Genomic DNA, 24,605 nt, shown 5'->3' with positions numbered 1-24,605 from the left:
TAATCCAACTACAATGAAAATCATTCTCAACTAATTTTTATCAATTATTTATTTATTATGTTTCTAAATAAAATGAACCACCCGATATTCAGTGAGGAGGATCGCTCATGAGTTTCATTGAAATTGACCGTATGACGAAATTTTTTACAGGGTCTTTAAAGCCTGCTGTAGATTCGATGCAACTAAATATCGAAAAAGGTGAAATTATCACGTTACTCGGGCCGAGTGGGTGTGGGAAGACGACGACGTTGCGTATGATTGCTGGATTTGAGCAGCCGAGCTCAGGGCGGATTTCCATAGGAGATCAGGAAGTTGTGACTGATGATTATTCAGTTCCTCCAGAGAAGCGTGGTATCGGTATGGTGTTTCAAGATTATGCGCTTTTCCCACACATGAGCATTTTAAAAAATGTCATGTTCGGACTAAATAAGTGGAGTACGCGAGCGAAAAAGAAACGAGCCCAAGAAGTTCTTGAACTTGTCGGTTTAGCTGAATATGCCGATCGATATCCGACGCAATTGTCAGGTGGGCAACAACAACGTATTGCTTTGGCGCGAGCTTTAGCACCAGAGCCGCATGTTGTATTAATGGATGAACCATTTAGTAACCTTGACGCAGGTTTACGCGAAAAAATGCGTTTTGAAATTATGGGTATTTTGAAAAAGGCGAATGTGACTGCGATTATGGTCACACACGATCAAAAGGATGCTTTTGCTGTCTCTGATCGCGTCGTTGTTATGAACGAAGGTGTGATTCAACAAATCGCAGAACCAAGGGAAATGTATCGTTGCCCCAAAAATTGTTTTGTTGCGCAATTTGTCGGTAAAACCAATTTGCTTAGTGGTGTGATGGATGATGATTTACAACATATAAACACACAAATTGGTCGTGTATGTTTACCTGAGCAGTGGAAAGAAGACTTAGAATCTGAATCAAGTTCTGTGAAATTATCTATTCGCCCAGAAGGTTGTCGCTTGGCAGAAGAGGGCGAGTATCGTGGCACGGTTGAGCATGTCACTTACAGTGGCGAGTTTCAAGAACTATCTGTTCGGTTACAAGCTGACCATGCGGTGTCTAACGAACCAATGGTGATTTATGCACCTGTGGAACAAGACATTGAAATCGGAACAACAGTATCTTTTGATATAAAACCAGAACTCGTTGCCCTCGTTGAATAGACGCCTGAGAACTAGTCTCTCATAGAGGTTAGTTCTTTTTTTGCCCAAATAACTTATTGCTATTATGTATTTATTAATAATTATTATAAAAAACAACAGACTTGTCAATATTTTTTCTTGAAATTCGTTAAATTTCGTTGACGAGGGTTCTGACATGATGTAAAGTGTGCTTGTAAATGATAATGAAAATCATTCTCAACAAAGTGATGAAAAACTCTATAGGGGGAAATAAAAAATGAAAAAAAGTCTTAAACGATCATTATTCGGTGTGTCAGCATTAGCGATGACTGTTGCGGCAGGTTGTGGTCAAGATGAAGCTGAGTCTGGCGACGCAGACCAGCAAGATTCTGGAGATACACAAGAGACAGAACAGGAAGAAGCAGTAGATCAGGATCCAGGTGAATTAGTTGTATACTCAGCACGTAACGAAACTTTCGTAGACGCACTCCTTAATAAATATGAAGAAGATACAGGTGTGGAAGTTCAGGCTTTACATGGTGCGAATCCACTTCAAATAGAGGAAGAAGCAGGGAATGTCCAAGCAGATGTGTTTATTTCCAATGACCTAGGTGCATTAGGTTACCTTGAGCGCCAAGACTTACTGGAAGGTTATGACTTCGATGGAATAGACTCTATTCCTGAAGACTTCCGTTCAGATGATAATGAATACTTTGCGGTTTCTGCTCGTGCGCGTGGGTTCATTTATAATAAAGATATGATTTCTGAAGATGAAATGCCAACAAGTAGTGAAGATTTATTTGATCCAAAATGGGCAGATGTTCCAAATGGTTATGCGGTTACACGTGGTGGTAATGGTGGTATGACTGGTCACGTTTCCGCACTTCGTCATGAGTGGGGGGATGAAAAAACGTCTGAATGGGTAGAGTCTATTCAAGAAAATGCAGCAGCGATTACACAAGGTCACAGTGATATTCGCCGTTTGGTAGGTCAAGGTGAGCATGCATTTGGTCTAGTAAATAACTATTACTTCCATCAGCAACTCTTAGAAGAAGAGGACAATGTAGGATTCCTTTATCTTGACCAAGGTGAGGACCAAATGGGTACGGTAGCGAATGCTGCAGGTGCTGGGCTTGTAAGTGGAGCACCTAACGAAGAGAACGCGATCGGATTCATGGAATGGTTATTAGAGCCTGAAAACCAAGTTGAGTTTGTTGGAGAATCATTAGAGCTTCTTATTAACTCTGAATATGGTGTTGAATACCCAGAAGAGGTAGAACCTCATATTGTTGATTTCGACGACTTAAAAGTTCAAGACATGCCGATTACTGAGCTAGGTAACTACTTTGAAGATACACAAGACCTAATTGAACAATCTGGCTTAGACCTTGATCTAAGATAACATTTAGCTTATATTAGATTAAATAGGACAGAACTATATATGAGCTTTAGGAGAGGGCATAATGAGTAATGACAACAATCGCAAATCTCATCAAAATAACGACCAAAATGCCAAGGTTGGGGAGAAATTGTCCCCAACCCTTCTCCGTTACTGGAGAAGGAATTGGCTAAATATATGGAACGGTAATCCGCCAGGGCTCATACTACTTTTATTCGGATTTGTTATTGCGGCCATTATGTCTATACCTATTATTTATGTGGCTTGGAGGTCAGCCTTTGCTGGGGTAGATCGATGGCTCCGGCTCTTAGATGATAGGATCCCTGGATTATTATGGAATACTTTGTCACTAACTTTTTCGGTTGCTGCCTTTGCGGTAACGATTGGTGTGGCGCTAGCATGGATTGTTGTTCGCACCAATATACCAGGGCGTAAAATGTGGCAATGGTTATTAGCTTTACCACTCGTTATTCCCCCTTATGTGGGGGCGATGACATATATTATCATTTTTGGACCAAGTGGTTGGGTACGTGAATTTTGGGAGGATACCCAGTTGCTTGGAGGTATATTTGGAAGTTATCCTATCGATATGTATTCATTTTGGGGTGCCTTTTTCGTTTTAACGATGTTCACCTATCCATATGTGTTTTTGATCGCTAGTGCTTCCTTACGAAAAATGAATCGCAATTATGAAGAAATTGCCCGCTCGCAAGGGTTTAAAACGTCGCAAATCTTTTGGAAAGTGAACTTACCGTTCTTACGTCCAGCCATTGGGGCGGGGGCTATACTTATTATATTATATGTCCTCGGTGATTTTGGTGCAGTATCAATGCTACGTTATACTACATTTACGTCGGCGATTTATTTTCAAACTTCAAGCTTTGACATTGCTTCTGCATCCGTTTTAAGTCTGGTATTAATTATTATCACACTGATTGTATTGTGGATTGAGGCACGAACAAGGAAAAAAAGCAATTATTATCAGACCTCAAATAGCTATAGAGAGCCAGAGATTTTACCTCTTGGAAAATGGAAGCCATTAGCCATTTTATTTGTTATCTTTATTTTTCTTATTTCCGTGATATTACCGATTCTCGTTCTCGTTTATTGGTCTATCATTGGTATAGAGCGTGGGGCATTAGATGCTGACTTTTTCGGTTATGCGTGGAATAGTTTAACGGTCTCTGGTATTGCTGCTTTATTATGTATGGTATTAGCGATGCCGATTGTTTATTTGAAGTCTCGTTATCCATCTGTTATTTCAAGTTTTGTTGATAAGTTGAGTTATGCAGGATATGCACTACCAGGGGTGATTGTGGCTTTAGGGTTTGTTTTTATTTTCAACAATCATATTCCATTTCTATACCATACGTTATGGATGGTGGCGCTAGCGTTTGTTGTTCGCTTCTTACCGCAAGCGATTCAAGCTGGTGAAGCATCATTAAGCCTTGTTTCTCCGAGGATAGATGAAGCTGCACGAAGTCTAGGGTATCCTCCATGGAAGGTGATGTTAAAAGTCATCTTTCCGACGATTTTACCGGGTGTTCTAGCAGGTGGTGCTCTCGTATTTGTGAGTTCTATCAAAGAGTTACCAGCTACTTTAATGTTGCGTCCGCCTGGATTTGATACGCTGGCAGTTCGAATTCACTGGGAAGCTTCAGAATCCATTTACCATCAAGCTGCACCGGCAGCTTTGCTCATCATTTTAGTTTCTGTCATCCCATTGAGGTATTTACTAAAAAAATATTAATATTGACTAAAAATAGTACCAACAAGTTGTTGGTACTATTTTGGGTGATTGCTATTATTGGCTGTCACTCTGGGGACTGCTTTTAGAAAGTGATTAAACCTCAGGATCAAATGTTTTACAATCTGTTTCTTCTTGTCTTTTTGCTTCTTTTCCAGTATGGCTAATGACATAAATACTATCTGCTGCACATTTATTTCCTTTAGTTCAAAATTTACAGTTGTTTACTTCACATAAAACATCAACGGCCGTATCTCCTCACTCATTTAGTATGAGAATGACCACTTCCAAGGTCTTTATTCATCATTTTTTAATTAAAGTGCACAATTAGCCAATGATTGAATAAGGTAATTGATAGACAGCGTTGATTTGGTTTGCGAGTGATGGGGGGCTTTTTTTAAAGGAAGGTGCTTTTTCCTAAGTCATTCAAATTAAGGTTTTTGAAAAAATGAATAAATGTTCTAGACAAATAAGGCGCATACCCTCTATAATAAAAGGAGATTTTGCATTAGGTAAAAAAATGTTACGTTATACAAATGATGACTGCACATTCATATGTATAGGTGAATATAAAATAAGTGGTTGTGCTTGGTTTTTTGATTGAAAGATCATTTTTTTATACTCAAAAGTTGGTCTAGGGAAAATTAATTCACTGTGGACAAAACAAAAGAATACGATGCCTAATATGGTTGCGAAAATTTTTTTGAATGAAAGTTGCCTTCGTGCAAAACAATTGTCCAGAGAAAAATACGCAGCTCTAATGTTTTGTCAGAATCGGAGAGGAGGATTATTTATGAATTCAGCGGTACAAGTGAAGAATTTATCGGTTTCTTACTACGGACATACCGCACTTGAGGATATCTCCTTTGAAGCAAGTCCTAAACAGCTAATAGGTATTATTGGCCCAAATGGTGCCGGCAAATCCACGCTTATTAAAGCAATTATGGGTATGGTTTCTAAAAATGACGGTGAAGTCACGGCTTTAGGGCAATCAATTTCTAAAGTGAGAAAACGAATTGCTTATGTTCCTCAACGAAGCATGATTGATTTTGACTTTCCGGTATTGGTTGAAGATGTTGTCGTCATGGGAAGTTACCCTCACCTTAAATGGTGGAAACGACCAGGAAAAAAAGAGCGTGAAATTGCCCTCGATTGTTTAAGGCAAGTAGGAATGCTCGAATATCGGAAGCGTCAAATTGGCGAACTATCTGGAGGCCAACAACAACGTGTGTTCTTAGCTCGGGCGTTGGCACAGGATGGAGATGTTTTCTTCTTGGATGAACCATTTGCTGGTATTGATGTGTCATCGGAAAATATCATTATTGATTTGTTAAGGAAATTAAGAGATGAGGGGAAGACGATCTTTGTTGTTCACCATGACCTCAGCAAAGTTGAGGAATACTTTGATAGCCTCATGTTATTAAATAAAAAACTTATAGGCTATGGTGATAAAGCAAAGGTCTTTCAACCAGATTTGGTTAGCGAGGCCTACAATGGAAACATCGCCATGCTATCTGATGAAGGTGGGAAGATGGTGGTGACGGGGTGATGGAAGAAATACGGTTCTTTTTTGATGCAGTCAGTACGTATCCCTTTCTACAACATGCTTTGATTGCAGGGGCCTTAGTAGGCATACTCTGTGGTGTTGTTGGTTGCTTTATTATTTTAAGAGGTATGGCTTTAATGGGAGAAGCCATATCCCATGCCGTGCTACCAGGTGTTGTTATATCCTACATGTTAGGGAGTAGTAGTTTCTTTATTGGCGCAGTTGCTACAGGAGCTTTATCGGCATTAGGTATAGGTTACATTAGTCAAAACAGTAAGATTAAAGATGACTCTGCGATCGGGATCCTTCTTACTGCCACTTTTGCGATTGGTATTGTTATGGTGACGTCGCTCAGCGGCACGAGTGTGGATATTTGGCACATCTTGTTTGGTAATGTGCTGGCAGTGTCCCGAACAGACCTATGGGTCACATTAGGCATTACCATTGCCGTCTTATTAGCGATTATTTTGTTCTATAAACAATTGTTATTAAGTACTTTTGACCCTACGATGGCTAAAGCGATTGGCTTACCAACTAAGGTGATTCACTATATCCTCATGATCGTACTTTCGCTAGTTACAGTGGCATCTTTAAATACAGTTGGAATTATCTTAGTCGTTGCGATGTTAATCACGCCAGGAGCAACAGCATATCTACTGACTGAACGTTTGCATATTATGTTGGTGCTATCGGCCTTCTTTGGTGTGGTATCAGCTGTTACAGGCGTCTACTTATCATATATTTATGATGTCGCTACTGGAGCATCTATTGTTGTCGTTGCTTCGATTTTGTTTACGTTAGCCTTTTTCTTTTCACCTAAGCAAGGTGTGGCCATTCGTTGGTGCAGGAGGTTATCAACAGGCAAAGCTTAAATTTGCCTGAGAAGATAAATAGATTTATTGAATATGAAATTAAGGGAGGAGAACATCAAGATGTTTAAAAGCAAATCTTTACTTAGTGCACTAGGTTTACTTTTTGTCTCAGGGTCCATTTTAATGGGTTGTTCCGAAGAGACTGATGATCAGGAAGCAAATCAAGGTGAGACAGAACAATTGGAATTAACAGCTAGTTTCTCCGTATTAGCTGATGTTGTAGATGAAGTTGTTGGTGACCGCGGTACCGTGGATTATATTGTACCGCTAGGAGAAGAACCTGAAGAGCATGAACCAACACCAAGTGACTTTGAAAAAGTGACGGATTCTGACTTGTTTTTCGTTAATGGATTAGGCCTAGAGTCTTGGTTAGAATCTATGATGGATAATGTCACAGATACACCAGCTGCAGAAGTGACTGGTGGAATTACGCCAATTCCATTATCCGAAGGAAATGCAGATGACCCACACGCTTGGTTAAACCCGGCGTTAGTCAAAACGTATGTTGATAACATTGTTGAAGAATTGGTTGAACTAGACCCAGAAGGTGAAAGTACTTTCACTGAAAATGCAGAAAGCTTTAAAGAGGAATTAAATGAACTAGATGCATGGATTGAGGAGCAAACAGAGCAGATCCCAGAAGAGCACCGTTTCATTACAATTAGTGAAGATGCACTAGTTTACTTTGGTGAAGCTTATGGTTTTGAGACAGAGGGAATTTGGGAGTTAAATGCTCATGAAGAAGGGACACCTCAGCAAATCTCAAGACTTGTTGATATGGTGACTGAGCGCGGTATTCCTTATGTATTTATCGAAACGACTGTAAGTCCTAATTACATGGAAACTGTATCTGAAAACGCAGGTGTTCCGATCTTTGAAGAAGTCATATATTCTGATGCCCTTGGAGAAGAAGGCACAGGCGTATACAGTTACATTGATATGATGGAGCATAACGTAGAAGCAATTGTAGAAGCGTTAGGCCAATAAATAACAGGTTTATGTTTTATAACAGGCCGTGAGGAAAGTGTTTTTTCCTTCGGCCTGTTTTTTTATTTGGAGATTTTCCAAAGGGAGTTATTTCGGTTGTAGGCTTTATCGAGGTATAAAAAAGAGGCTCTTTTCAAGGCCTCAATTTTTTCCAGACTTATAGGAACAACTGGCCTAACCAGCCGATCAACAAAACAATACCGAGTGCGATCCCTGCGCGTTTTAACCACTGCTTTTGTTTTTCTTTTTTCTGCCAACGGTTTGGATCGAAGGCAATTTCATCTGGGTCAGGGCGACGCCGGAAGCGGTTGAAGGACTTAATTTTATATAAAATCATAGGTCCAATCGCAGCCCCTGCAATTAAGCCAAACAAGTGGCCATAAATATTAATTCGTGGATTAACAAATGTCATAATAAGTCCGATAACGACGATTGTCATAATAATTTGTGCATTTGCAGAATCGATTAAATCTTTTCTAAATAGTACCATGTAAATATAGATACCAAATAAGCCGAAGATTGCTCCTGAAGCACCGAGGTGAGGGTTATAGTCAATGCCTCCAACGATGAGTGTTCCAATATTCGCTAAAATTCCCGTTCCAAGGTATGCAACAATAAATCTCATTTTTCCTAGCATTTGCTCAAGAGCGGGACCAAAAAGGAACAAGGAAAAGGAATTAAATAAAGCATGTGTTAAACCAGCATGTAAAAAGATAGAAGTGACAAGGCGCCAGTATTCATCGAGCATAATGACAGCAAAATTGAATCCGATCCCCATATCACGAATGAAGTCCCCACCTAACCATGGGAAAAAATAAACCCAAACATATAAAATGAGGTTAATGGCGATTAATCCAGTGACAATCGGGTAAGATCGAATGTAGGAATCGAAACTTTCATTACGAATAAACAAAGAGAGTCCTCCTTTCAGATGGGTTCCTTTATTTAAAAATTTGACTGTTCTCTAAAATAAACCTGATCAAGTAAAATGTGGTTCGTGGTCCCGGGCATACGTTCCGTTAATCTTCTCTTTTGCATGCAATGAAGGGAATTTTTTTGCAAATAGCGGAACTCATGTCCGCAAAAAGCTCAAAATCGGCCTTTTTCAGGTAAATAACGGAATCAATGTCCAAGCGAACGATACGACAACCACAAGCGAACCACATGGTCGACGACGTGACCGCATTTAGCCAACCTAGTGCCGTCACCTTTCGCTTCACCGAGTTTATCAAAAACAACAAAGTTTAAGGAAAGATCCTTTATGTAAAAAGCATATGAGAAATGATCACCATTTATTGTAGCATACTTTATCTACAATAAGATAAGCTCTTGTTTTGTGAACAATGTTAAATTTCATTTAATTGAACCAATATCATAATGAAGGGTTTTAACAAACTTCACGAAGGTTAACGTTCGTTTTTGAAACGGGTGATTGAAACGAAAGGCGGCGACTCCAAAAGGGTCAGCGCAGTCTGAAGATCCAATTCAGCGACGGTTTGTGGAGCTGAATTTAGCTGAAGACAAGCCCTTGGGAAAGCGTCCGCCTGAAGTGAAAATTACAATCCATGTTCCGAAATGATCTTTACATCATCTATTATGAAATTCATTTAATTAAAAATTGTGGAGGAGTTCCGTTTATGATTGTAGGAATTGGTTTAGATATCGTAGAAATAGAACGTATACAGAAACTTACAAAGCGGCAACCGAAATTTGTGTTTCGCATCCTTACAGAAAAAGAGTTAACATCCTTAGATAAATTGCCAGAAAAAAAGCAGATGGAATACATAGCAGGCCGGTTTGCGGCAAAAGAGGCATGTTCGAAAGCAATAGGTTGTGGAATCGGTGCGTCTTTATCTTTTCAAGACATTGAAGTTTTACGTTCTGAGTCGGGTAAACCCCTTCTAGAAGTGAAGAAGCAAGCTTATAAAAATAAAAGTTATCACGTTTCAATTACGCACACATCAGGCCATGCAGCCGCTCAAGTAATTATTGAAGAATGAAACGGGCTAGGCTCGTCATATTGAATGGGCTAGTCTCATATAGTGATATTGCGGATAGGAGGGAACTATCAAATGAAGGTGGTAACTGGTGAGGAGATGCACCAAATTGACCGCTACACCATGGAATCGATAGGGTTGCAAGAAGAGTTGTTGATGGAAAATGCAGGGCAAGCGTTATTTTTAGCATTGGAAAAAGAAAAATCTGTACAAGAGGCTAATCGGATCGCTGTTTTCATTGGTGCAGGAAATAATGGAGGAGATGGCTTTGTTGTCGGGCGATTACTGAACGAAAAAGGTTATCTTGTAGATGTATGGACGATACCTCCAATTGATCGGATTCGTGGAACTGCGAAAACCCATGCAAATATTTATCAACGATGTGGTTATAAGTTTCGCGAGTATCAAGAGGAATATGAGACTTTCTACCGTAACATCAATCACTATGATGTCATCGTTGATGGGTTGTTAGGAACAGGAATTCGTGGTGAGGTAAGAAAGCCATATGATGAAGTCATCGCAGCTGTCAACGAAAGTAAAGCCAAAGTTTTCTCTATTGATGTTCCTAGTGGTATACCGTCAAGTACGGAAAATGAGCAAAGAGAAGTTTTGGGTGTGAAAGCAGATAAAACTTTCACTTTGCAAGCACCTAAATTAACAGCTTTTCATTTTCCTTACGCTTCTTTCTACGGAGAACAGATCACGTTGGATATCGGGATTCCTGCTGCTGCTTTTCAAAAAATGAACATTCATCGGGAACTATGGGATGAGACGCGTGTGCGTAACTCGTTGCCCAAGAGATCAGATCATGCACATAAAGGGGACTTTGGTCGGGCGCTCATTATAGGTGGGAGTCGTACGATGCCAGGAGCTCCCATTTTAACAACAAGAGCATGCTTACGAGCGGGAGCGGGTTTAACGACATTAGCGACACCTTTATCTGTTGCAACAGCAGCTGCTTCACAAGCGCCTGAAGCGATGGTTCATCCATTGGCCAATGAGCATGAGCAAGAAGAATGGATGTCTTCTGTTGTTTCTGTACTAGAGTCGAATCGATTTGATGGGATAGCTATTGGCCCAGGAATCGGACGTGATCAGCGTTTTTCAATTTTCGATATGTTCTCAGGGTTCCAAGGCCCAGTCATTATGGATGCCGATGCAATCCACAATGTGGCTTATGAAAAAGAACGTTTAAAAGAAGCGTCGTTCCCAGTTGTACTGACTCCTCATCCAGGAGAAATGGCTGTGTTAACAGGGGAAACTGTAGAGAACGTTGAGCAGGACCGTTTTCATGTCGCAAAAGCTTTTGCCATGGATTTTGGTGTATACCTCGTGTTGAAAGGGAGGTACACGATCGTTACTGCTCCTGATGGTAAGCAGTGGATTAATCCGACGGGAAACCCTTCGTTAGCTAAAGGAGGATCTGGAGATATTTTAACAGGCGCGATCCTTGCCTTTTGCCTGCAACACGAATCAATACAAGAAGCTCTTTGCAATGCTGTGTATATCCATGGTTATGTAGCTGATCAATTGGTAGAGTGTGGTGCTTCACCAATGGGTTTGGTCGCATCTGACCTTATTAATGAATGGCCTTATGCCTTTCGTTAAAACAGGGACCACGATGAATAGAATCCCTCCTTTGTCGTCCAATCGAGACAAAGGGGTTGAGCAGATGAAACGTTCGATGACTTTCGTGATGTTTCTTGCTGTTGCAGTATTGACATTAGCCGGATGTGGCGAGAAAACACAAGAAGATGTCATAGGAGAATTAGAGGACCGTCTTGAAAGTATGTCAGGTTATAAAGCAGAAGCGCAGATGACGTTAGAAACAGGTGAAGAGCCGCAAACGTACGACGTGGAAGTATGGCATGACAGTCCGTCATTTTATCGTGTTGCGCTAAATAATGCAGAAAAAGACCAACAACAAATTATTTTGCGTAATGACGAGGGTGTGTTTGTTTTAACGCCAGCATTGAATAAGAGCTTCCGATTCCAAAGCGACTGGCCTGAGAATAATAGCCAAGTCTACTTGTATGAATCTTTGATTAATGACATTTTGGTCGATCCAGAACGTACATTTACAGCAACAGATGATGAATACATTTTCCAAACGAATACAAACTATACAAATAAAAACTTAAACCAACAAGAAATTGCACTCGATAAAAAAGACTTAGCGCCTAATAAAGTGCAAGTGATGGACCCAGACCTTGACGTACTTGTGGAAATTGAATTTGAAGGATTTGAAGTCGATGCATCATTCAATGAAGCCGACTTTGATATGGATCGTAATATGGCAGGAGCACAGTTGAACATGGAAGAAATTCCGACGTTAGCTGAAGAAGGTTCAGAAGAGCCATTTAATGTTTTATATCCAACTTATCAACCACAAGGTACGTCCTTAGAAGAGTCTCAAGAAATTGAGACAGAAGATGGTGAACGAGTGATTTTGTCCTATGATGGAGATGACTCTTTCACATTAGTACAACAGCGAAGTCAAGCGGTAGATGCGAGTACGCCGATGCATATTTCCGAAGGTGATCCTATTGATCTAGGTTTCGCGATTGGTGCATTATCTAGAGATGGAGATAACAAAACGATCTCATGGTCTTACCAAGGGGCAGATTTCTTCTTAGCATCACAAACATTAAGCGATGAAGAATTAGCAACAATCGCTCGTAGTGTATATGGATCGGAAGAAAAATAACCTTTGGACTGAAGAGGCAGACTTTCGTGAATGGTTTCCGTTCGGCGAGTCTGCCTCCTTCTATTTTTGATACTTTTGGACTGAATTTTAACGAACCGTATTTTACCATCTTGTCCTTTATTGACATAAAGACTTTTGCGAAGGATAATAAAACATAGCGCTTAAAAAGAACGGAATGGTTGGCTCATCAAAGGAGGCGTCAAGGTTGGGGGAAAGGCAACCCTTTTATCGAGACACGTGGGTAGAAGTGAATTTGGATGAGGTTGAAAAAAATATTCACAACTTCCAAAGTTGGCTACCCGATGAAACGCAAATGATGGCGGTTGTCAAAGCGAACGGTTATGGCCATGGTGCTGAACATGTAGCGCGAGTCGCACTTCGTTTAGGTGTTCCTTATATTGGTGTAGCAACACTAGATGAAGCGTTAGCATTACGTAAAACAGGTGTTACAGCCCCTGTCCTTGTACTAGGTTATATACGCCCGCAAGATACAAAACTCGCAGCTGAATATTCAATTGCTTTGACTGTTTTTCAAGCTGATTGGCTAGATCAAGCATCCAAGGTCATAGAAGACGACGATTTGATTAATTGTCATTTAAAAATTGATACTGGTATGGCTAGAATTGGCATACGAACGGAAAAAGAAGGGCATGCTGTAGTTAAGAGGATACGCGATTCGAAAAACTTCCAGTTGGAAGGTGTGTATACACACTTTGCGACTGCGGATGAACTCGATGCGTCGTATGCTGATGAACAGAAGAATCGTTTTGACCGGATGCTGCGTTGGTTAAAAAAAGAACACCCAGAACCGATAAAATATATACACGCAGGCAACAGTGCTACGGCACTTCGTCACTTAGATAAAGTGTATAATATGGTTCGTGTAGGAATATCTATGTATGGTTTGACGCCAGCTGATGAAATTGCGGAGCATTTACCCTTTGAATTACACGAGGCATTTTCTCTGCATAGCCGTCTCGTGCATGTTAAAAAACTATCTGCAGGTGAAGCGATTAGTTACGGTGCTACTTATCAAGCACAAAAGGATGAGTGGATTGGAACTGTGCCGATCGGATATGCAGATGGGTGGATTCGAGAAAATGCTACGCAAGGTGAAGTCCTTGTAAATGGTGTTCGTTGTCCGATCGTCGGTCGTATTTGTATGGATCAAATGATGGTCTTACTACCACATAGAGTGGAAGTTGGCGAAAAAGTTACGTTGATTGGAAGACAGCAAGAAGACATGATTTCTGTAGCAGAAGTGGCTAGGCGTCTAGGTACAATCACTTATGAAATCCCTTGTATGATTAGCTATCGGGTTCCTCGGGCTGTATGGAAGGGCGGAAAGATGGTTCAGATTGATAACGATGTTTTTTAGTGTTTTATCTTTTTTTGAAGGAATTTTACGTTTTTTGTAGAAAAGTTATTATGGTGATTGCTTAAGTTACTTTGCAATCCCGGTAGGCAAGTGCTATGATTGTTTTGGGATAAATTTCAGGGTTGTCAGTTTCGTTGGAGGTGTTATTGTGTCAGAAGAGAACACTAAACGAATCATGGTGAGTTTACCACAACATGTTTTAAATGATTTGGATGGTTTGTTAGAAAACGAGGATAATTTAAAGCGAAGTGAGATTATTCAACAAGCGACAAAAATGTACCTTAGAGAGCAGAAGAAACAACAGATTCGTGAAACAATGCAACAAGGTTACATGGAGATGGCGAAAATTAATTTAAATATTGCAACGGAAGCCTTTCTTGCCGAGGAGGAGGCCGAGCATACCTTGGATCGATTAGTTAGTGGGGTGTAAGGCCATTGATTGTAAAACGCGGTGATGTGTATTTTGCTGATCTTTCACCCGTTGTTGGCTCCGAACAAGGGGGCGTTCGACCAGTTCTAGTTATTCAGAATGATATCGGCAATCGATTTAGTCCGACTGTAATCGTGGCAGCTATTACTGCACAAATTCAAAAAGCGAAATTACCAACGCACGTTGAAATTAGTGCAAAACGATATGGATTCGACCGCGACTCTGTCATCTTATTAGAGCAGATTCGGACGATCGATAAACAGCGACTAACAGATAAAATCACTCATCTGGATGACGATATGATGGTGAAAGTTAATGATGCACTCATGATCAGCCTAGGGCTGATCGACTTTTAGGATATTGTAAATAGAAATACGATCGACCGTTCAGAAAGTTGCTTTTTCCAAGCAGCTTTTTTGTTTTATTAGAAATTAAAATGCTAGGGTGGATCGCAAGAGATGAATTAAAAATCCTGTTCATATGCCGGGTATGACCTCGGGTGGTTTAAAGCATAAATGGAGTAGAAAATTCTCCGTTTAATATACAGAATATTCGGAAAATAGACGGAGTAACACATTTTAAGTAAAAAATTGTGAACTTTTAAGTGAAAAGATTACAAGTTTTTTACTGTCTACAAGTATCGTTGCAATCCGAAGGAATCAGTGAAATAATATTGATACGAGCATAGAAAATGGGGGAAGTATGGATGCATCCATCGATTAAAGAAAGTATTTTAGAGAAAAAAGATGAAATTGTCGAACAATGGCTAGAAGAGATTGAGCAATTTAGGTACGAAGATTATTTGCAGAATATTTCGGATTCAGTTTATCGGAGCACAAATCGTGAATTTGTCGATAAAATCTTTGAAACGGTTGACCTTTGTTCTGATGATGTATACGAGCGCATTAGTCAGTATTCAGAGCGTCTGATTCAACTAGGATGGCCTCTCAATTATATTACTCGTGGCTTGCAGTCTTTTCGACAAATTACTGTGGAAACGCTGTCTAACACAGGTGATAACTACTGTTATGACATTGAGTTTTATCAAGAAATTGAAAGTTGGATCGACAACCTCATCAATGCACTAGTAAGTGATTATAGCGGTTCGTGGGAGAACACTGTTTTTTCGCAAAAAATGGCATTAAAAGAATTGTCAGCTCCGCTTATCCCTGTTTTTGATGAGATCTGTGTTATGCCGCTTATCGGGACGATCGATAGTGAACGAGCGAAATTGATTATGGAGAACCTGTTAGAGGGTGTGATTGAGAATAGGGCTCAAGTCGTTCTTATTGATATAACAGGTGTTCCGGTTGTTGATACCATGGTGGCTCACCACATTATTCAAGCGGCGGAAGCGGTTCGGTTAGTAGGCGCCGAATGTATTCTCGTTGGTATTCGACCTGAGATTGCGCAGACAGTTGTTAACCTAGGTATTGATTTAGGCAAGTTTTCGACAAAAAGTACATTGAAAAAAGGAATGGCGACAGCGCTTAAAATGACCGACCGTGAAATTGTTGATTTAGCGTCGAAGTAAAGGGGGCACTAGCTTTGCGAATTCCGATATTAAAACTCTATGATTATTTATTAATTTCTATTCAAGTCGAACTAGATGATCAAACGGTGCTTCAATTTCAAGAAGATGTACTTAATAAGATTCACCAAGAAGGTTCGCGTGGCGTTGTTATCGATTTAACATCTGTGGAAATGGTTGATTCATATATTGCAAAAGTGTTGGGTGATGTTGTTGATATGTCTAAATTAATGGGGGCGAAAGTTGTTTTAACAGGCATTCAACCGTCAGTAGCTATTACGCTTATTGACATGGGTATCACATTGGAAGATGTTGCAACAGCGCTGGATTTAGAGCAGGGGTTAGAGAAACTCCAACGGGAACTGGAGGGTTGATACATGCAGGTGCAAACCCGAGTAGATATTCATAGTGAATGGGGGATTGTGGCAGCCCGTCAAGCCGGACGGAAATTAGCAAAGGAAATAGGGTTTGGTTCTGTGGACCAAGCTAGAATAACGACGGCAATTTCTGAACTTGCCCGTAATATTTATTTATATGCTAATCAAGGTGAGATATCCATTGAGGAAGTCGCCTCAGCTGGAAAACGAGGAATGAAAGTTGTCGCCTCGGACCGTGGACCAGGTATTAAAGATGTTCGCAGTGTCATGGAGGATGGCTTCACTACATCTGGAGGTTTAGGTGCGGGATTGCCGGGAGTGAAGCGTTTAATGGATGATTTTGATATTGATTCTGAAGAAGAGGAAGGAACAACGATCATCTCGATAAAGTGGCTCCGTTAATAAGGAGGTGCCGGGCACATGAAACAAATAGAATCTTCGCTGTATCAAATATACAAGGAAATGTTGTCTAACTATTTAGAAAGCAAAAATGAACATACGCTGTATTCTGCACAACAATTTAGCAAAGAGATGATCGAACAGGACATGTCACCAGAAGATATGATTAGCTTGCACCTTTCTGTTTTTCGAGAAATCATCCAGTACGTCCCAGATGACGTAGAAGATTCATTTGATGTTTTATTAGAAGTAATGGTGGGCTATGGTCTTGCGCATCGGGAGCATCAAAGTTTACGTGATCGTCAACGTGAATTGGAGTCGGAGTTAAATGTGGCTGCCCAAATGCAACAGTCTTTACTCCCTTCAGACCCTCCAAGTAATGAAAATGGCGTGGAACTAGGGTTGATTAGTGTTCCTGCAGGAAAAATGAGTGGTGATTATTATCATTATATGACTGATGATCATGGCCGTTTAGGAGTCGCTGTTGCTGACGTTATTGGTAAAGGGGTTCCAGCTGCACTTTGTATGTCGATGATTAAATACGCGATCGATAGTTTGCCAGAACAGCGCTTGCAGCCAGGTCCACTTTTAGAGAATGTTAATCGCGTCGTCGAACAAAATATTGATAATCATATGTTTATCACGATGGTTTATGGCTTTTACGACCCGGATGTTCACCAATTTCATTATGCAGGTGCTGGGCATGAACCTGGATTTTTTTACCGCGCAAAAACAGATACATTTGAGGATCTTAAAACGAAAGGGCTTGTACTTGGGTTATCGAAAAAGACATCATATAACGAATACGTAGCAGAGGTTGAGCTGAATGACATGATTGTTCTTCTTTCTGATGGGGTAACTGAATGCCGTTATGGGAATGACTTTATAGAGAGGGACCAGATTACAGCACTCATTCGAAAGTATTCTCATTTGACTGCTCAAGAAATTGTCGAAAATGTGTACCGCGACCTAGAACGACTGCAAAGCTTTCAATTGCGTGATGACTTCACTCTTCTTATTTTACGACGCAATATGTAACGCACGTTTAATACTCGTATTCGATGGGTAAAGATAACCGACGCAAATGATGGACGTGTCAAGGAGGGAAAGTATGAATCTAGAACTGCAAGTGCAAGAGCGAGAAAATGAGAGTACGGTATTTTTACAAGGGGAAGTTGATGTATATACAGCATCTACATTAAAGGAGTCTCTCCTGCCGTTAACGGAAAAGCAAGATGAGAAGGTCGTCGTTGATTTGTCTGAGGTTGATTATATTGACAGCACAGGGCTTGGTATCTTTATTGGCGCTTTAAAATCAACGGACAAGCATGGCAGTTCGTTGAAATTAGTAGGATTGAATGATCGTGTGAGCCGTCTGTTCGATATTACGGGGTTAAACGAAGTAATGGACATCGAAGAAGGGAAGAGGGAGGAAGCGTAATGTCACAACAACTTTCTGATTTTATAGAAATGAAAGTGCCGGCAAAACCGGAATATGTCGGTGTTGTTCGTCTAACAGTTTCTGGTGTTGCAAATCGTGTAGGGTATACGTATGACGACATCGAAGATATTAAAATTGCCGTTGCAGAAGCATGTACCAATGTCGTAAATCACGCTTATGATGGAGAGGAATCCGAAGCTTTTATGACAGTAGGGTGCGGCGTTTATTCGGACCGAATTGAAATGATGGTCGCAGATCGAGGTAATAGCTTTGATATCGAAGCGCTAAAAAAAGATCTAGGTCCGATTGATGCGCAAGAACCGATTGGCGATATGAAGGAAGGAGGTCTCGGGCTTTTCCTTATCGATACATTGATGGACCGCGTAGAAATATGCGGGGAGTCTGGCGTCATTATTATGATGACGAAGTTCCTACAAAGAGGTGAGGTGGAACAGAGTGACGACGGAATCTCAGCAAAAACGAAGCAATAGTCCAGATCTATATGAAGCAATTCGTCAATTCCAAGAAACAGGAGACGAAGCAGTTCAAACGCAACTTGTTCAACAATTTGAAGGTCTCGTTCACTCTTTAGCACGGAAATTTTCCAAGGGGCAAAGGTATGATGAAGATTTAATCCAAGTAGGAATGATCGGGCTGCTCGCGGCCCTTCGCCGTTTTGACCCTGAATATGGTCGCAGTTTTGAATCGTTTGCAGTGCCGACAATCGTTGGTGAAATTAAACGATTTATTCGCGATAAAACGTGGAGTGTTCACGTTCCGAGGAGGATCAAGGAACTAGGTCCAAAAATTAAGGGTGCTGTAGAAGAGTTGACTGTTGAAATGCAACGCTCTCCACAAGTCGATGAAATTGCTGAGCATATAGGCGTTTCTGAAGAAGAAGTGCTGGAAACGATGGAAATGGGTAAAAGTTATCAAGCGCTCTCGGTCGACCGTTCAATTGAAGCCGATGACGAAGGAAGTGCCGTTACATTACTCGATTTAGTAGGTGCAACGGATGAAGGTTTTGAAAAAACAGACCAACAGTTGTTGTTACAGAAAGCCTTTAATGTTTTGAATGAGCGAGAAAAGCAAATTCTTTATTATACATATTTTGAAAACTATAGCCAAAAAGAAGCGGGAGAACATTTGGGGATATCGCAAATGCATGTATCGCGTTTGCAAAGACGAGCACTTAAAAAGTTGCGCGAGTCCCTTCGCGTTGAACCATCGGAGTGTTTGTAATGTATCAGTCGCACACCTTTCAACATGTAGATGTCTCTGTACACCAGGCCGCGAAAAACGGGAACCTTTGTTGTGGTGATGCCTATTATGTTCATGAAACGAAAGACTATTTTATTTGTGCGATTGCAGATGGATTAGGAAGTGGTCGAGAGGCGAGGGAGGCATCAGAGGCGGCGATTGAGGTGGTTGCTCGCTATTCGAATCTACAAGTTGATCGATTGGTGCAGAAGTGTAATGAAGCCCTTGTGAACGAAAGGGGGGCAGCTCTAATGGTCGTGAAAATTGACTATAGAATGAATGAAATCTCATATAGTAGTATCGGGAATATAACGTGTATATTCTATTCGCCAACTGGTGCATGGACTCATCTGATTTCGACACGCGGCTATTTGTCTGGGCGTCCACGACAAATTCCTATTCAATATATTCCGTTTGAATCGAACGTGAGTTTTATTTTATATTCGGACGGCATGTTATATGATCCTGTTATTCATTCGCTGATGTCTCCCGTTTTCTCCACTAAAAGTACTGTTGAAGTGATCACGGAGTCTGTGCCTAGTGGGGCAGATGATGTAACGGTCATGGTGGGAAAGTTCTGTTTATGAGTGGTAGTGTTAAGTACCTAAGCCGATAATATTCTTAGCTTTTCACCAGGGAGCCCCTGGTCTTTTTTTGTTATGTTGGAAGGATAGACGATGCTTGTGTACAATAGAGTGGTGAAATAGTGATAAAACATCAAGTTGCGAAAATTGGAATTTGGAAGGGGTCGTACCAGCAATGGCGACAGTGGAAGAACAAACGACAATGATAAAGCAAATAACAAAGCAAACAGGGAACAGTGAAAAAGCTGTTCGAGAAACGGTGAAACTCCATGAAGATGGGAACACCGTTCCTTTTATCGCCCGTTACCGTAAAGAGCAAACGGGTGGATTAGATGAAGTTCAATTACGCGAAATTCTCGATATGTGGACCTACGTTAATCAAGTGGCGAAACGTAAGAGCGAAGTGCTTCGTCTCATTGAGGAACAAGGGAAATTAACGGAAGAATTACAGCAAAATATTGAACAAGCAACGAAATTGCAAGATGTAGAAGATTTATACCGTCCTTATCGTCAAAAACGCCAAACGCGAGCAACGAAGGCGAAAGAAAAAGGACTTGAACCTTTGGCGGACTGGATGATCTCGTTCCCGAGAGAAGGTTCATTGGAGGAAGAAGCAAATAAATATATTGATGAAGAAAAGAAAGTGCATCGTGTTGAAGATGCGGTACAAGGAGCCAAAGACATTATAAGTGAAAGGGTCTCTGATGATCCTCAACTTCGTCAAGAAGTGAGAAGAATGACTTACCAATCTGGAAGTATGACTTCTAATCTGAAGAAGGACGCAGTGGATGATACAAATATTTATGAAATGTATTATGAGTATGAAGAGCCTGTTAAATCCATTGTTCCTCATAGGGTCCTTGCTTTAAATCGTGGTGAAAAGGAAGCGGTATTGCGTGTATCCATCAACGCCCCGACAGATCGCATAACCGAATTATTAAAGAAACGTATTGTTCAAGAGAAGGAGAGCATCGTTGGAGTTGAAATTGATGAGGCAATTGAAGATGCCTATAAAAGGTTAATCCAGCCTTCGATTGAACGGGAGTTACGAAAAGAATTAACGGAAAAGGCTGAACAACAAGCCATCGAGATCTTCTCAGAAAACCTCCGCAATTTACTTTTACAACCACCTTTAAAAGAGCAAGTTGTTCTTGGTGTGGACCCTGCGTATCGTTCGGGTTGTAAGCTCGCAGTTGTTGATGAGACAGGGAAGGTGTTAGATATTGAGGTCATTTACCCAACGCCCCCTCGTAACGAAAAAGAAGCGGCAAGCAAGGTTGTTAAAAGTTTTATTCAGAAACATCGAGTAGATGTGATTGCGGTAGGTAATGGGACTGCTTCTAGGGAGACGGAGCAATTTATTGCTGAGACGATCCAATCACTAGAAGAGGAAGTCTTTTACTTAATCGTTAATGAAGCGGGAGCTAGTGTCTATTCCGCCTCTTCTTTAGGTCGTGAAGAATTTCCTGACTTACAAGTGGAAGAACGTAGTGCCATTTCAATTGCGCGGAGGTTACAAGATCCTTTAGCTGAATTGGTGAAGATTGATCCGAAATCTGTGGGTGTCGGTCAGTACCAACATGACGTATCACAAAGCTGGCTTAATGATTCGTTAACTTTCGTTGTAGAAACGGTCGTAAACCAAGTCGGTGTGAATGTGAATACGGCTTCGGTGTCACTTCTTCAATATGTTTCAGGGTTATCAAAAAACGTAGCTAAACAAATCGTGAAAAAACGCGATGAAGAAGGGAAGTTCACTTCTAGACGTCAATTAAAGGATGTTCCGCGTCTAGGTGCGAAAACGTATGAGCAAGCAGTTGGGTTTCTAAGAATTCCAGAAGGAGAACAACCTTTAGATGAAACGCCAATTCACCCTGAGAGTTATTCTTTAGCGAAGCAAGTATTAAATGAAGTTGAGGCGAGTGTAGATCAGGTTGGCACAAGTGAGCTACAACATAAACTTTCTTCATTAGATGAGAGAATTTTAGCTGAAAAACTCAGTTGTGGTTTGCCGACACTCAAAGATATTATTAGTGCACTAGGTCAGCCACAGCGCGATCCCCGTGATGATATACCAAAGCCGTTGTTGAAAACAGACGTTCTTTCAATGGAAGACCTGTCACCTGGGATGGAACTTCAAGGAACAGTTCGTAATGTTGTCGATTTCGGTGCATTTGTCGATATTGGCGTGAAGCAAGATGGACTTGTTCACATTTCTAAATTAGCAAACCGGTTTGTGAAACATCCAATGGAAGTCGTTTCTGTAGGGGAGATTGTTACAGTGTGGGTAGAAGAGGTAGAAACGAAAAAAGGGCGGATAGCCTTGACGATGTTACCACCCAAGAACCAGACGTAACTATGATCTAGATGAAGCGGAGCCATGAATTTTTTGATAATAAAACCAACATTGGTTAAGTAAACGAATGCGGTACAAGTCTTTATTTAAATATGCTTCTCGCAATTGTTGCTTTAACCATGTTGGCATGATATTCACTCCTTCAAACGTACTGAATTAATCTTTTAGGTGAAAGTACGGCATGGATATTCATATGTTATGCAAATATGTTTGTCCTTGTTTCTTAGTAAATGGCCTTTTTGAAAGGGGCGCCTTAAAAATGGAGAATCGAGAGTTACAAAAGCTCGTTGAAGATATATCTATAAAAGACTTTGGTGTCCCCTTTCGCCACGAGGCGAGGTTTAATGCAAGACTGCGAACGACAGGGGGGCGCTATTTATTAAATAGCCACGACATCGAATTGAACCCTAAGCAGTTGGCGTATTTCGGTTATGATGAATTCGTGAAAATTATTAAACATGAACTTTGCCATTATCATTTACACATTGCAGGGAAAGGGTACCGCCATAAGGATGCCGATTTTAAGGCGTTATTAAATGAAGTTGGCGGATCGAGGTATTGTCAATTGCCGCCAGGGGCAAAACGTTCGTCGTCTAAGCGCTACATTTATGAATGCAAAAAATGTTCAGCTCGCTATCAAAGAAAGCGAAAGATTAACTTAAATAAGTTTGTTTGCGGGCGTTGTCAAAATCAATTGAAGCTAGTGTTGGAGGAGATTGTGCGCTAATGATGAATGGTTTTATAGAAAAATTGTTTTAGTAGTTGACGTTGTTATATATGTGTGATAAATTATAAAAGTCGCTGTTGAGGCGAAGGGAAATTGGCTGAAAAAGCTCGAAAAAATACTTGTTGACAGAAACTTGGGTTTGAGTTATAATTTAAAAAGTCTGATTCGAAGACGAGCATTCCACAGTAGCTCAGTGGTAGAGCAATCGGCTGTTAACCGATGGGTCGCAGGTTCGAATCCTGCCTGTGGAGCCATTTAGGAGAAGTACCCAAGTGGCTGAAGGGACTCCCCTGCTAAGGGAGTAGGTCGCGAAAGCGGCGCGAGGGTTCGAATCCCTCCTTCTCCGCCATAGATTAACTTTTTTATCGGCCCGTTGGTCAAGTGGTTAAGACACCGCCCTTTCACGGCGGTAACAGGGGTTCGAATCCCCTACGGGTCACCATTGCCGATATTTAAAACTCCAGATTCGTTGTTTTAACTAGTAGATCATTTTGTTCAGAAGAAACAAGAAGGTCGATGAAGGAGTAGGAGACTTCATTGAAATACAACATCAAAACTTCGGAGGATTAGCTCAGCTACGAGCGAATTCACCTAAGGAAAAGCATCGAGTTGTTTCGACGCATGAACATCATTGATTGTACTTGCAGAGGAAGAAACAGGGATGCTACAAAGGAATAACAACATCAAAACTTCGGAGGATTAGCTCAGCTGGGAGAGCACTTGCCTTACAAGCAAGGGGTCGGTGGTTCGAGCCCGCCATCCTCCACCATTTTAAAAAGAACGGAATAAAGTTAGGTCCCGTAGTGTAGCGGTCAACATGCCTGCCTGTCACGCAGGAGATCGCGGGTTCGAATCCCGTCGGGACCGCCATTTTTTTGCGGGTGTGGCGGAATTGGCAGACGCGCTAGACTTAGGATCTAGTGTCTTCGGACGTGGGGGTTCGACTCCCTCCACCCGCACCATTTGAAGAAATAATTAACTAGAGTTAAAAGGTTTATAAAAAAGCTTATTGACATCCAGAAAACATTAACTTATAATTTTAAGATATGCGGTCGTGGCGGAACGGCAGACGCGCTAGGTTGAGGGCCTAGTGGGGGCAACCCCGTGGAGGTTCGACTCCTCTCGACCGCACCATATATTGCGCCCGTAGCTCAACTGGATAGAGCGTCTGACTACGGATCAGAAGGTTAGGAGTTCGAATCTTCTCGGGCGCGCCATTTTTAAAAAAAGCGGGAAGTAGCTCAGCTTGGCAGAGCACTTGGTTTGGGACCAAGGGGTCGCAGGTTCAAATCCTGTCTTCCCGACCATTTCAAATATCATATGTGAGTGTAGTTTAGAGGTGAAACCTCAGCCACGAGCGAAACTTAACTGGCATGACTTCGAGTTGTCTCGACGCATCATCTCCTAATGAATGAACGAGAAGAGTAAGAGACATGGTGAAATTTTGAAATGACAAAACTATATTTGCGGGTGTAGTTTAGTGGTAAAACCTCAGCCTTCCAAGCTGATGTCGTGGGTTCGATTCCCATCACCCGCTCCATAATGGGCCTGTAGCTCAGTTGGTCAGAGCGCACGCCTGATAAGCGTGAGGTCGGTGGTTCAAGTCCACTCAGGCCCACCATTATTGATGAGTTCAACTGACCTTTGAAAACTAAACAAAAAGCTAAGCGACCAGCGGGATCTTATTTAAGATTCTGTCAATGAAACAATAAAGATGTCAGAGACATCAAA

24 protein-coding genes, 11 tRNA genes and 1 pseudogene are annotated in these 24,605 nt (G+C 41.1%); 33 read left to right on the top strand and 3 right to left on the bottom strand.

Features of this window, described 5'->3' with window-relative positions; translation table 11 throughout:
- The first annotated feature begins 107 nt into the window (after positions 1 to 107).
- From HNQ41_RS11895 to HNQ41_RS11885, 3 genes are all read left to right on the top strand, one after another.
- The gene (locus tag HNQ41_RS11895; RefSeq protein ID WP_184664660.1) at positions 108 to 1,178 is read left to right on the top strand and encodes an ABC transporter ATP-binding protein; all 1,071 of its coding nucleotides are present in this window, start codon (positions 108 to 110) and stop codon (positions 1,176 to 1,178) included.
- A 235-nt stretch (positions 1,179 to 1,413) separates the two neighbouring features.
- The gene (locus tag HNQ41_RS11890; RefSeq protein WP_184664659.1) at positions 1,414 to 2,538 is read left to right on the top strand and encodes an extracellular solute-binding protein; all 1,125 of its coding nucleotides are present in this window, start codon (positions 1,414 to 1,416) and stop codon (positions 2,536 to 2,538) included.
- Positions 2,539 to 2,599: 61 nt separating this feature from the next.
- Entirely contained in the window at positions 2,600 to 4,285 is a 1,686-nt protein-coding gene (locus HNQ41_RS11885; protein ID WP_184664658.1) for an ABC transporter permease, read from the top strand.
- A 93-nt stretch (positions 4,286 to 4,378) separates the two neighbouring features.
- Here HNQ41_RS11885 and HNQ41_RS11880 read toward each other — a convergent pair.
- Positions 4,379 to 4,531: pseudogene (locus tag HNQ41_RS11880) on the bottom strand (DUF1540 domain-containing protein); the annotation flags it as partial.
- Positions 4,532 to 5,075: 544 nt separating this feature from the next.
- On the opposite strand from HNQ41_RS11880, the gene HNQ41_RS11875 reads away from it, so the two are divergent.
- Genes HNQ41_RS11875 through HNQ41_RS11865 form a run of 3 tightly spaced genes read left to right on the top strand, consistent with a single transcriptional unit; the run spans position 5,076 to position 7,687 of the window.
- On the top strand, positions 5,076 to 5,831 hold the full coding sequence (locus HNQ41_RS11875; protein ID WP_184664657.1) for a metal ABC transporter ATP-binding protein: 756 nt from the start codon (positions 5,076 to 5,078) through the stop codon (positions 5,829 to 5,831).
- Positions 5,831 to 6,700, top strand: coding sequence for a metal ABC transporter permease (locus tag HNQ41_RS11870; protein ID WP_184664742.1), 870 nt, complete (start codon positions 5,831 to 5,833; stop codon positions 6,698 to 6,700). The genes HNQ41_RS11875 and HNQ41_RS11870 overlap by 1 nt, the downstream gene beginning before the upstream one ends.
- Before the next feature lie 60 nt (positions 6,701 to 6,760).
- Positions 6,761 to 7,687, top strand: a complete 927-nt coding sequence (locus HNQ41_RS11865) for a metal ABC transporter solute-binding protein, Zn/Mn family (protein WP_184664656.1) — start codon at positions 6,761 to 6,763, stop codon at positions 7,685 to 7,687.
- A gap of 157 nt (positions 7,688 to 7,844) precedes the next feature.
- On the opposite strand, the gene HNQ41_RS11860 is transcribed toward HNQ41_RS11865, so the two are convergent.
- Positions 7,845 to 8,600 carry a rhomboid family intramembrane serine protease gene (locus HNQ41_RS11860; RefSeq protein ID WP_184664655.1) on the bottom strand — a complete coding sequence of 252 codons (756 nt, stop codon included), beginning with the start codon at positions 8,598 to 8,600 and terminating at the stop codon, positions 7,845 to 7,847.
- Between the two features lie 724 nt (positions 8,601 to 9,324).
- Here HNQ41_RS11860 and acpS point away from each other — a divergent pair.
- From acpS to HNQ41_RS11785, 15 genes are all read left to right on the top strand, one after another.
- The gene (acpS, locus tag HNQ41_RS11855; protein ID WP_184664654.1) at positions 9,325 to 9,687 is read left to right on the top strand and encodes a holo-ACP synthase; all 363 of its coding nucleotides are present in this window, start codon (positions 9,325 to 9,327) and stop codon (positions 9,685 to 9,687) included.
- 72 nt (positions 9,688 to 9,759) lie between these two features.
- Positions 9,760 to 11,292 (top strand): NAD(P)H-hydrate dehydratase, encoded by a 1,533-nt coding sequence (locus HNQ41_RS11850; protein WP_184664653.1) that lies wholly within the window; start codon positions 9,760 to 9,762, stop codon positions 11,290 to 11,292.
- A 64-nt stretch (positions 11,293 to 11,356) separates the two neighbouring features.
- Positions 11,357 to 12,391: a LolA family protein gene (locus HNQ41_RS11845; RefSeq protein WP_184664652.1), complete on the top strand. Its 1,035-nt coding sequence runs from the start codon at positions 11,357 to 11,359 to the stop codon at positions 12,389 to 12,391.
- 205 nt (positions 12,392 to 12,596) lie between these two features.
- Complete coding sequence (alr, locus tag HNQ41_RS11840; RefSeq protein WP_246421660.1) at positions 12,597 to 13,769, top strand: alanine racemase; 1,173 nt, start codon at positions 12,597 to 12,599, stop codon at positions 13,767 to 13,769.
- A 148-nt stretch (positions 13,770 to 13,917) separates the two neighbouring features.
- A complete protein-coding gene (locus HNQ41_RS11835) occupies positions 13,918 to 14,199 on the top strand; it encodes an antitoxin (RefSeq protein WP_184664650.1) in 282 nt (93 codons plus the stop codon).
- 5 nt (positions 14,200 to 14,204) lie between these two features.
- Positions 14,205 to 14,555 (top strand): type II toxin-antitoxin system PemK/MazF family toxin, encoded by a 351-nt coding sequence (locus HNQ41_RS11830; RefSeq protein ID WP_184664649.1) that lies wholly within the window; start codon positions 14,205 to 14,207, stop codon positions 14,553 to 14,555.
- A 350-nt stretch (positions 14,556 to 14,905) separates the two neighbouring features.
- Entirely contained in the window at positions 14,906 to 15,733 is an 828-nt protein-coding gene (locus tag HNQ41_RS11825; protein WP_184664648.1) for an RsbT co-antagonist protein RsbRA, read from the top strand.
- 14 nt (positions 15,734 to 15,747) lie between these two features.
- The gene (locus HNQ41_RS11820) at positions 15,748 to 16,104 is read left to right on the top strand and encodes an STAS domain-containing protein (RefSeq protein WP_184664647.1); all 357 of its coding nucleotides are present in this window, start codon (positions 15,748 to 15,750) and stop codon (positions 16,102 to 16,104) included.
- Positions 16,105 to 16,107: 3 nt separating this feature from the next.
- Complete coding sequence (locus HNQ41_RS11815; RefSeq protein WP_184664646.1) at positions 16,108 to 16,509, top strand: anti-sigma regulatory factor; 402 nt, start codon at positions 16,108 to 16,110, stop codon at positions 16,507 to 16,509.
- Positions 16,510 to 16,527: 18 nt separating this feature from the next.
- Positions 16,528 to 17,544 carry a PP2C family protein-serine/threonine phosphatase gene (locus HNQ41_RS11810; RefSeq protein ID WP_184664645.1) on the top strand — a complete coding sequence of 339 codons (1,017 nt, stop codon included), beginning with the start codon at positions 16,528 to 16,530 and terminating at the stop codon, positions 17,542 to 17,544.
- 73 nt (positions 17,545 to 17,617) lie between these two features.
- Entirely contained in the window at positions 17,618 to 17,947 is a 330-nt protein-coding gene (locus HNQ41_RS11805) for an STAS domain-containing protein (protein ID WP_184664644.1), read from the top strand.
- Complete coding sequence (rsbW, locus tag HNQ41_RS11800; RefSeq protein ID WP_184664643.1) at positions 17,947 to 18,438, top strand: anti-sigma B factor RsbW; 492 nt, start codon at positions 17,947 to 17,949, stop codon at positions 18,436 to 18,438. The genes HNQ41_RS11805 and rsbW overlap by 1 nt, the downstream gene beginning before the upstream one ends.
- Positions 18,404 to 19,189 (top strand): RNA polymerase sigma factor SigB, encoded by a 786-nt coding sequence (gene sigB, locus HNQ41_RS11795; RefSeq protein ID WP_184664642.1) that lies wholly within the window; start codon positions 18,404 to 18,406, stop codon positions 19,187 to 19,189. Before rsbW ends, sigB begins: the two co-directional genes overlap by 35 nt.
- Positions 19,189 to 19,794, top strand: a complete 606-nt coding sequence (locus HNQ41_RS11790; RefSeq protein WP_184664641.1) for a SpoIIE family protein phosphatase — start codon at positions 19,189 to 19,191, stop codon at positions 19,792 to 19,794. Before sigB ends, HNQ41_RS11790 begins: the two co-directional genes overlap by 1 nt.
- Positions 19,795 to 19,966: 172 nt before the next feature.
- Positions 19,967 to 22,147 (top strand): Tex family protein, encoded by a 2,181-nt coding sequence (locus HNQ41_RS11785; protein WP_184664640.1) that lies wholly within the window; start codon positions 19,967 to 19,969, stop codon positions 22,145 to 22,147.
- On the opposite strand, the gene cmpA is transcribed toward HNQ41_RS11785, so the two are convergent.
- Positions 22,148 to 22,276, bottom strand: a complete 129-nt coding sequence (gene cmpA / locus HNQ41_RS11780; RefSeq protein ID WP_184664639.1) for a cortex morphogenetic protein CmpA — start codon at positions 22,274 to 22,276, stop codon at positions 22,148 to 22,150.
- 130 nt (positions 22,277 to 22,406) lie between these two features.
- Here cmpA and HNQ41_RS11775 point away from each other — a divergent pair, with 130 nt between their 5' ends.
- The 12 genes from HNQ41_RS11775 to HNQ41_RS11720 all read left to right on the top strand — a co-directional run bounded on the left by HNQ41_RS11775 (position 22,407) and on the right by HNQ41_RS11720 (position 24,495).
- Positions 22,407 to 22,874, top strand: a complete 468-nt coding sequence (locus HNQ41_RS11775; protein WP_184664638.1) for a SprT family protein — start codon at positions 22,407 to 22,409, stop codon at positions 22,872 to 22,874.
- 179 nt (positions 22,875 to 23,053) lie between these two features.
- A tRNA-Asn gene (locus HNQ41_RS11770) sits at positions 23,054 to 23,128 on the top strand.
- Between the two features lie 4 nt (positions 23,129 to 23,132).
- Positions 23,133 to 23,223, top strand: a tRNA-Ser gene (locus HNQ41_RS11765).
- An 18-nt stretch (positions 23,224 to 23,241) separates the two neighbouring features.
- Positions 23,242 to 23,316 (top strand) — tRNA-Glu (locus HNQ41_RS11760).
- A gap of 251 nt (positions 23,317 to 23,567) precedes the next feature.
- Positions 23,568 to 23,643, top strand: a tRNA-Val gene (locus HNQ41_RS11755).
- 25 nt (positions 23,644 to 23,668) lie between these two features.
- Positions 23,669 to 23,744 (top strand) — tRNA-Asp (locus HNQ41_RS11750).
- Positions 23,745 to 23,751: 7 nt separating this feature from the next.
- Positions 23,752 to 23,836, top strand: a tRNA-Leu gene (locus HNQ41_RS11745).
- 86 nt (positions 23,837 to 23,922) lie between these two features.
- Positions 23,923 to 24,008: transfer RNA gene (locus HNQ41_RS11740), tRNA-Leu, on the top strand.
- Between the two features lie 6 nt (positions 24,009 to 24,014).
- Positions 24,015 to 24,091 (top strand) — tRNA-Arg (locus HNQ41_RS11735).
- Between the two features lie 13 nt (positions 24,092 to 24,104).
- A tRNA-Pro gene (locus HNQ41_RS11730) sits at positions 24,105 to 24,181 on the top strand.
- A gap of 159 nt (positions 24,182 to 24,340) precedes the next feature.
- Positions 24,341 to 24,414, top strand: a tRNA-Gly gene (locus HNQ41_RS11725).
- A gap of 4 nt (positions 24,415 to 24,418) precedes the next feature.
- A tRNA-Ile gene (locus tag HNQ41_RS11720) sits at positions 24,419 to 24,495 on the top strand.
- Positions 24,496 to 24,605 lie beyond the last annotated feature (110 nt).

Source organism: Texcoconibacillus texcoconensis (assembly GCF_014202575.1).
GTDB lineage: Bacteria > Bacillota > Bacilli > Bacillales > Salisediminibacteriaceae > Texcoconibacillus > Texcoconibacillus texcoconensis.
Note: the sequence above shows the minus strand (reverse complement) of the source record. Positions and strands in the feature narration are given on the sequence as shown.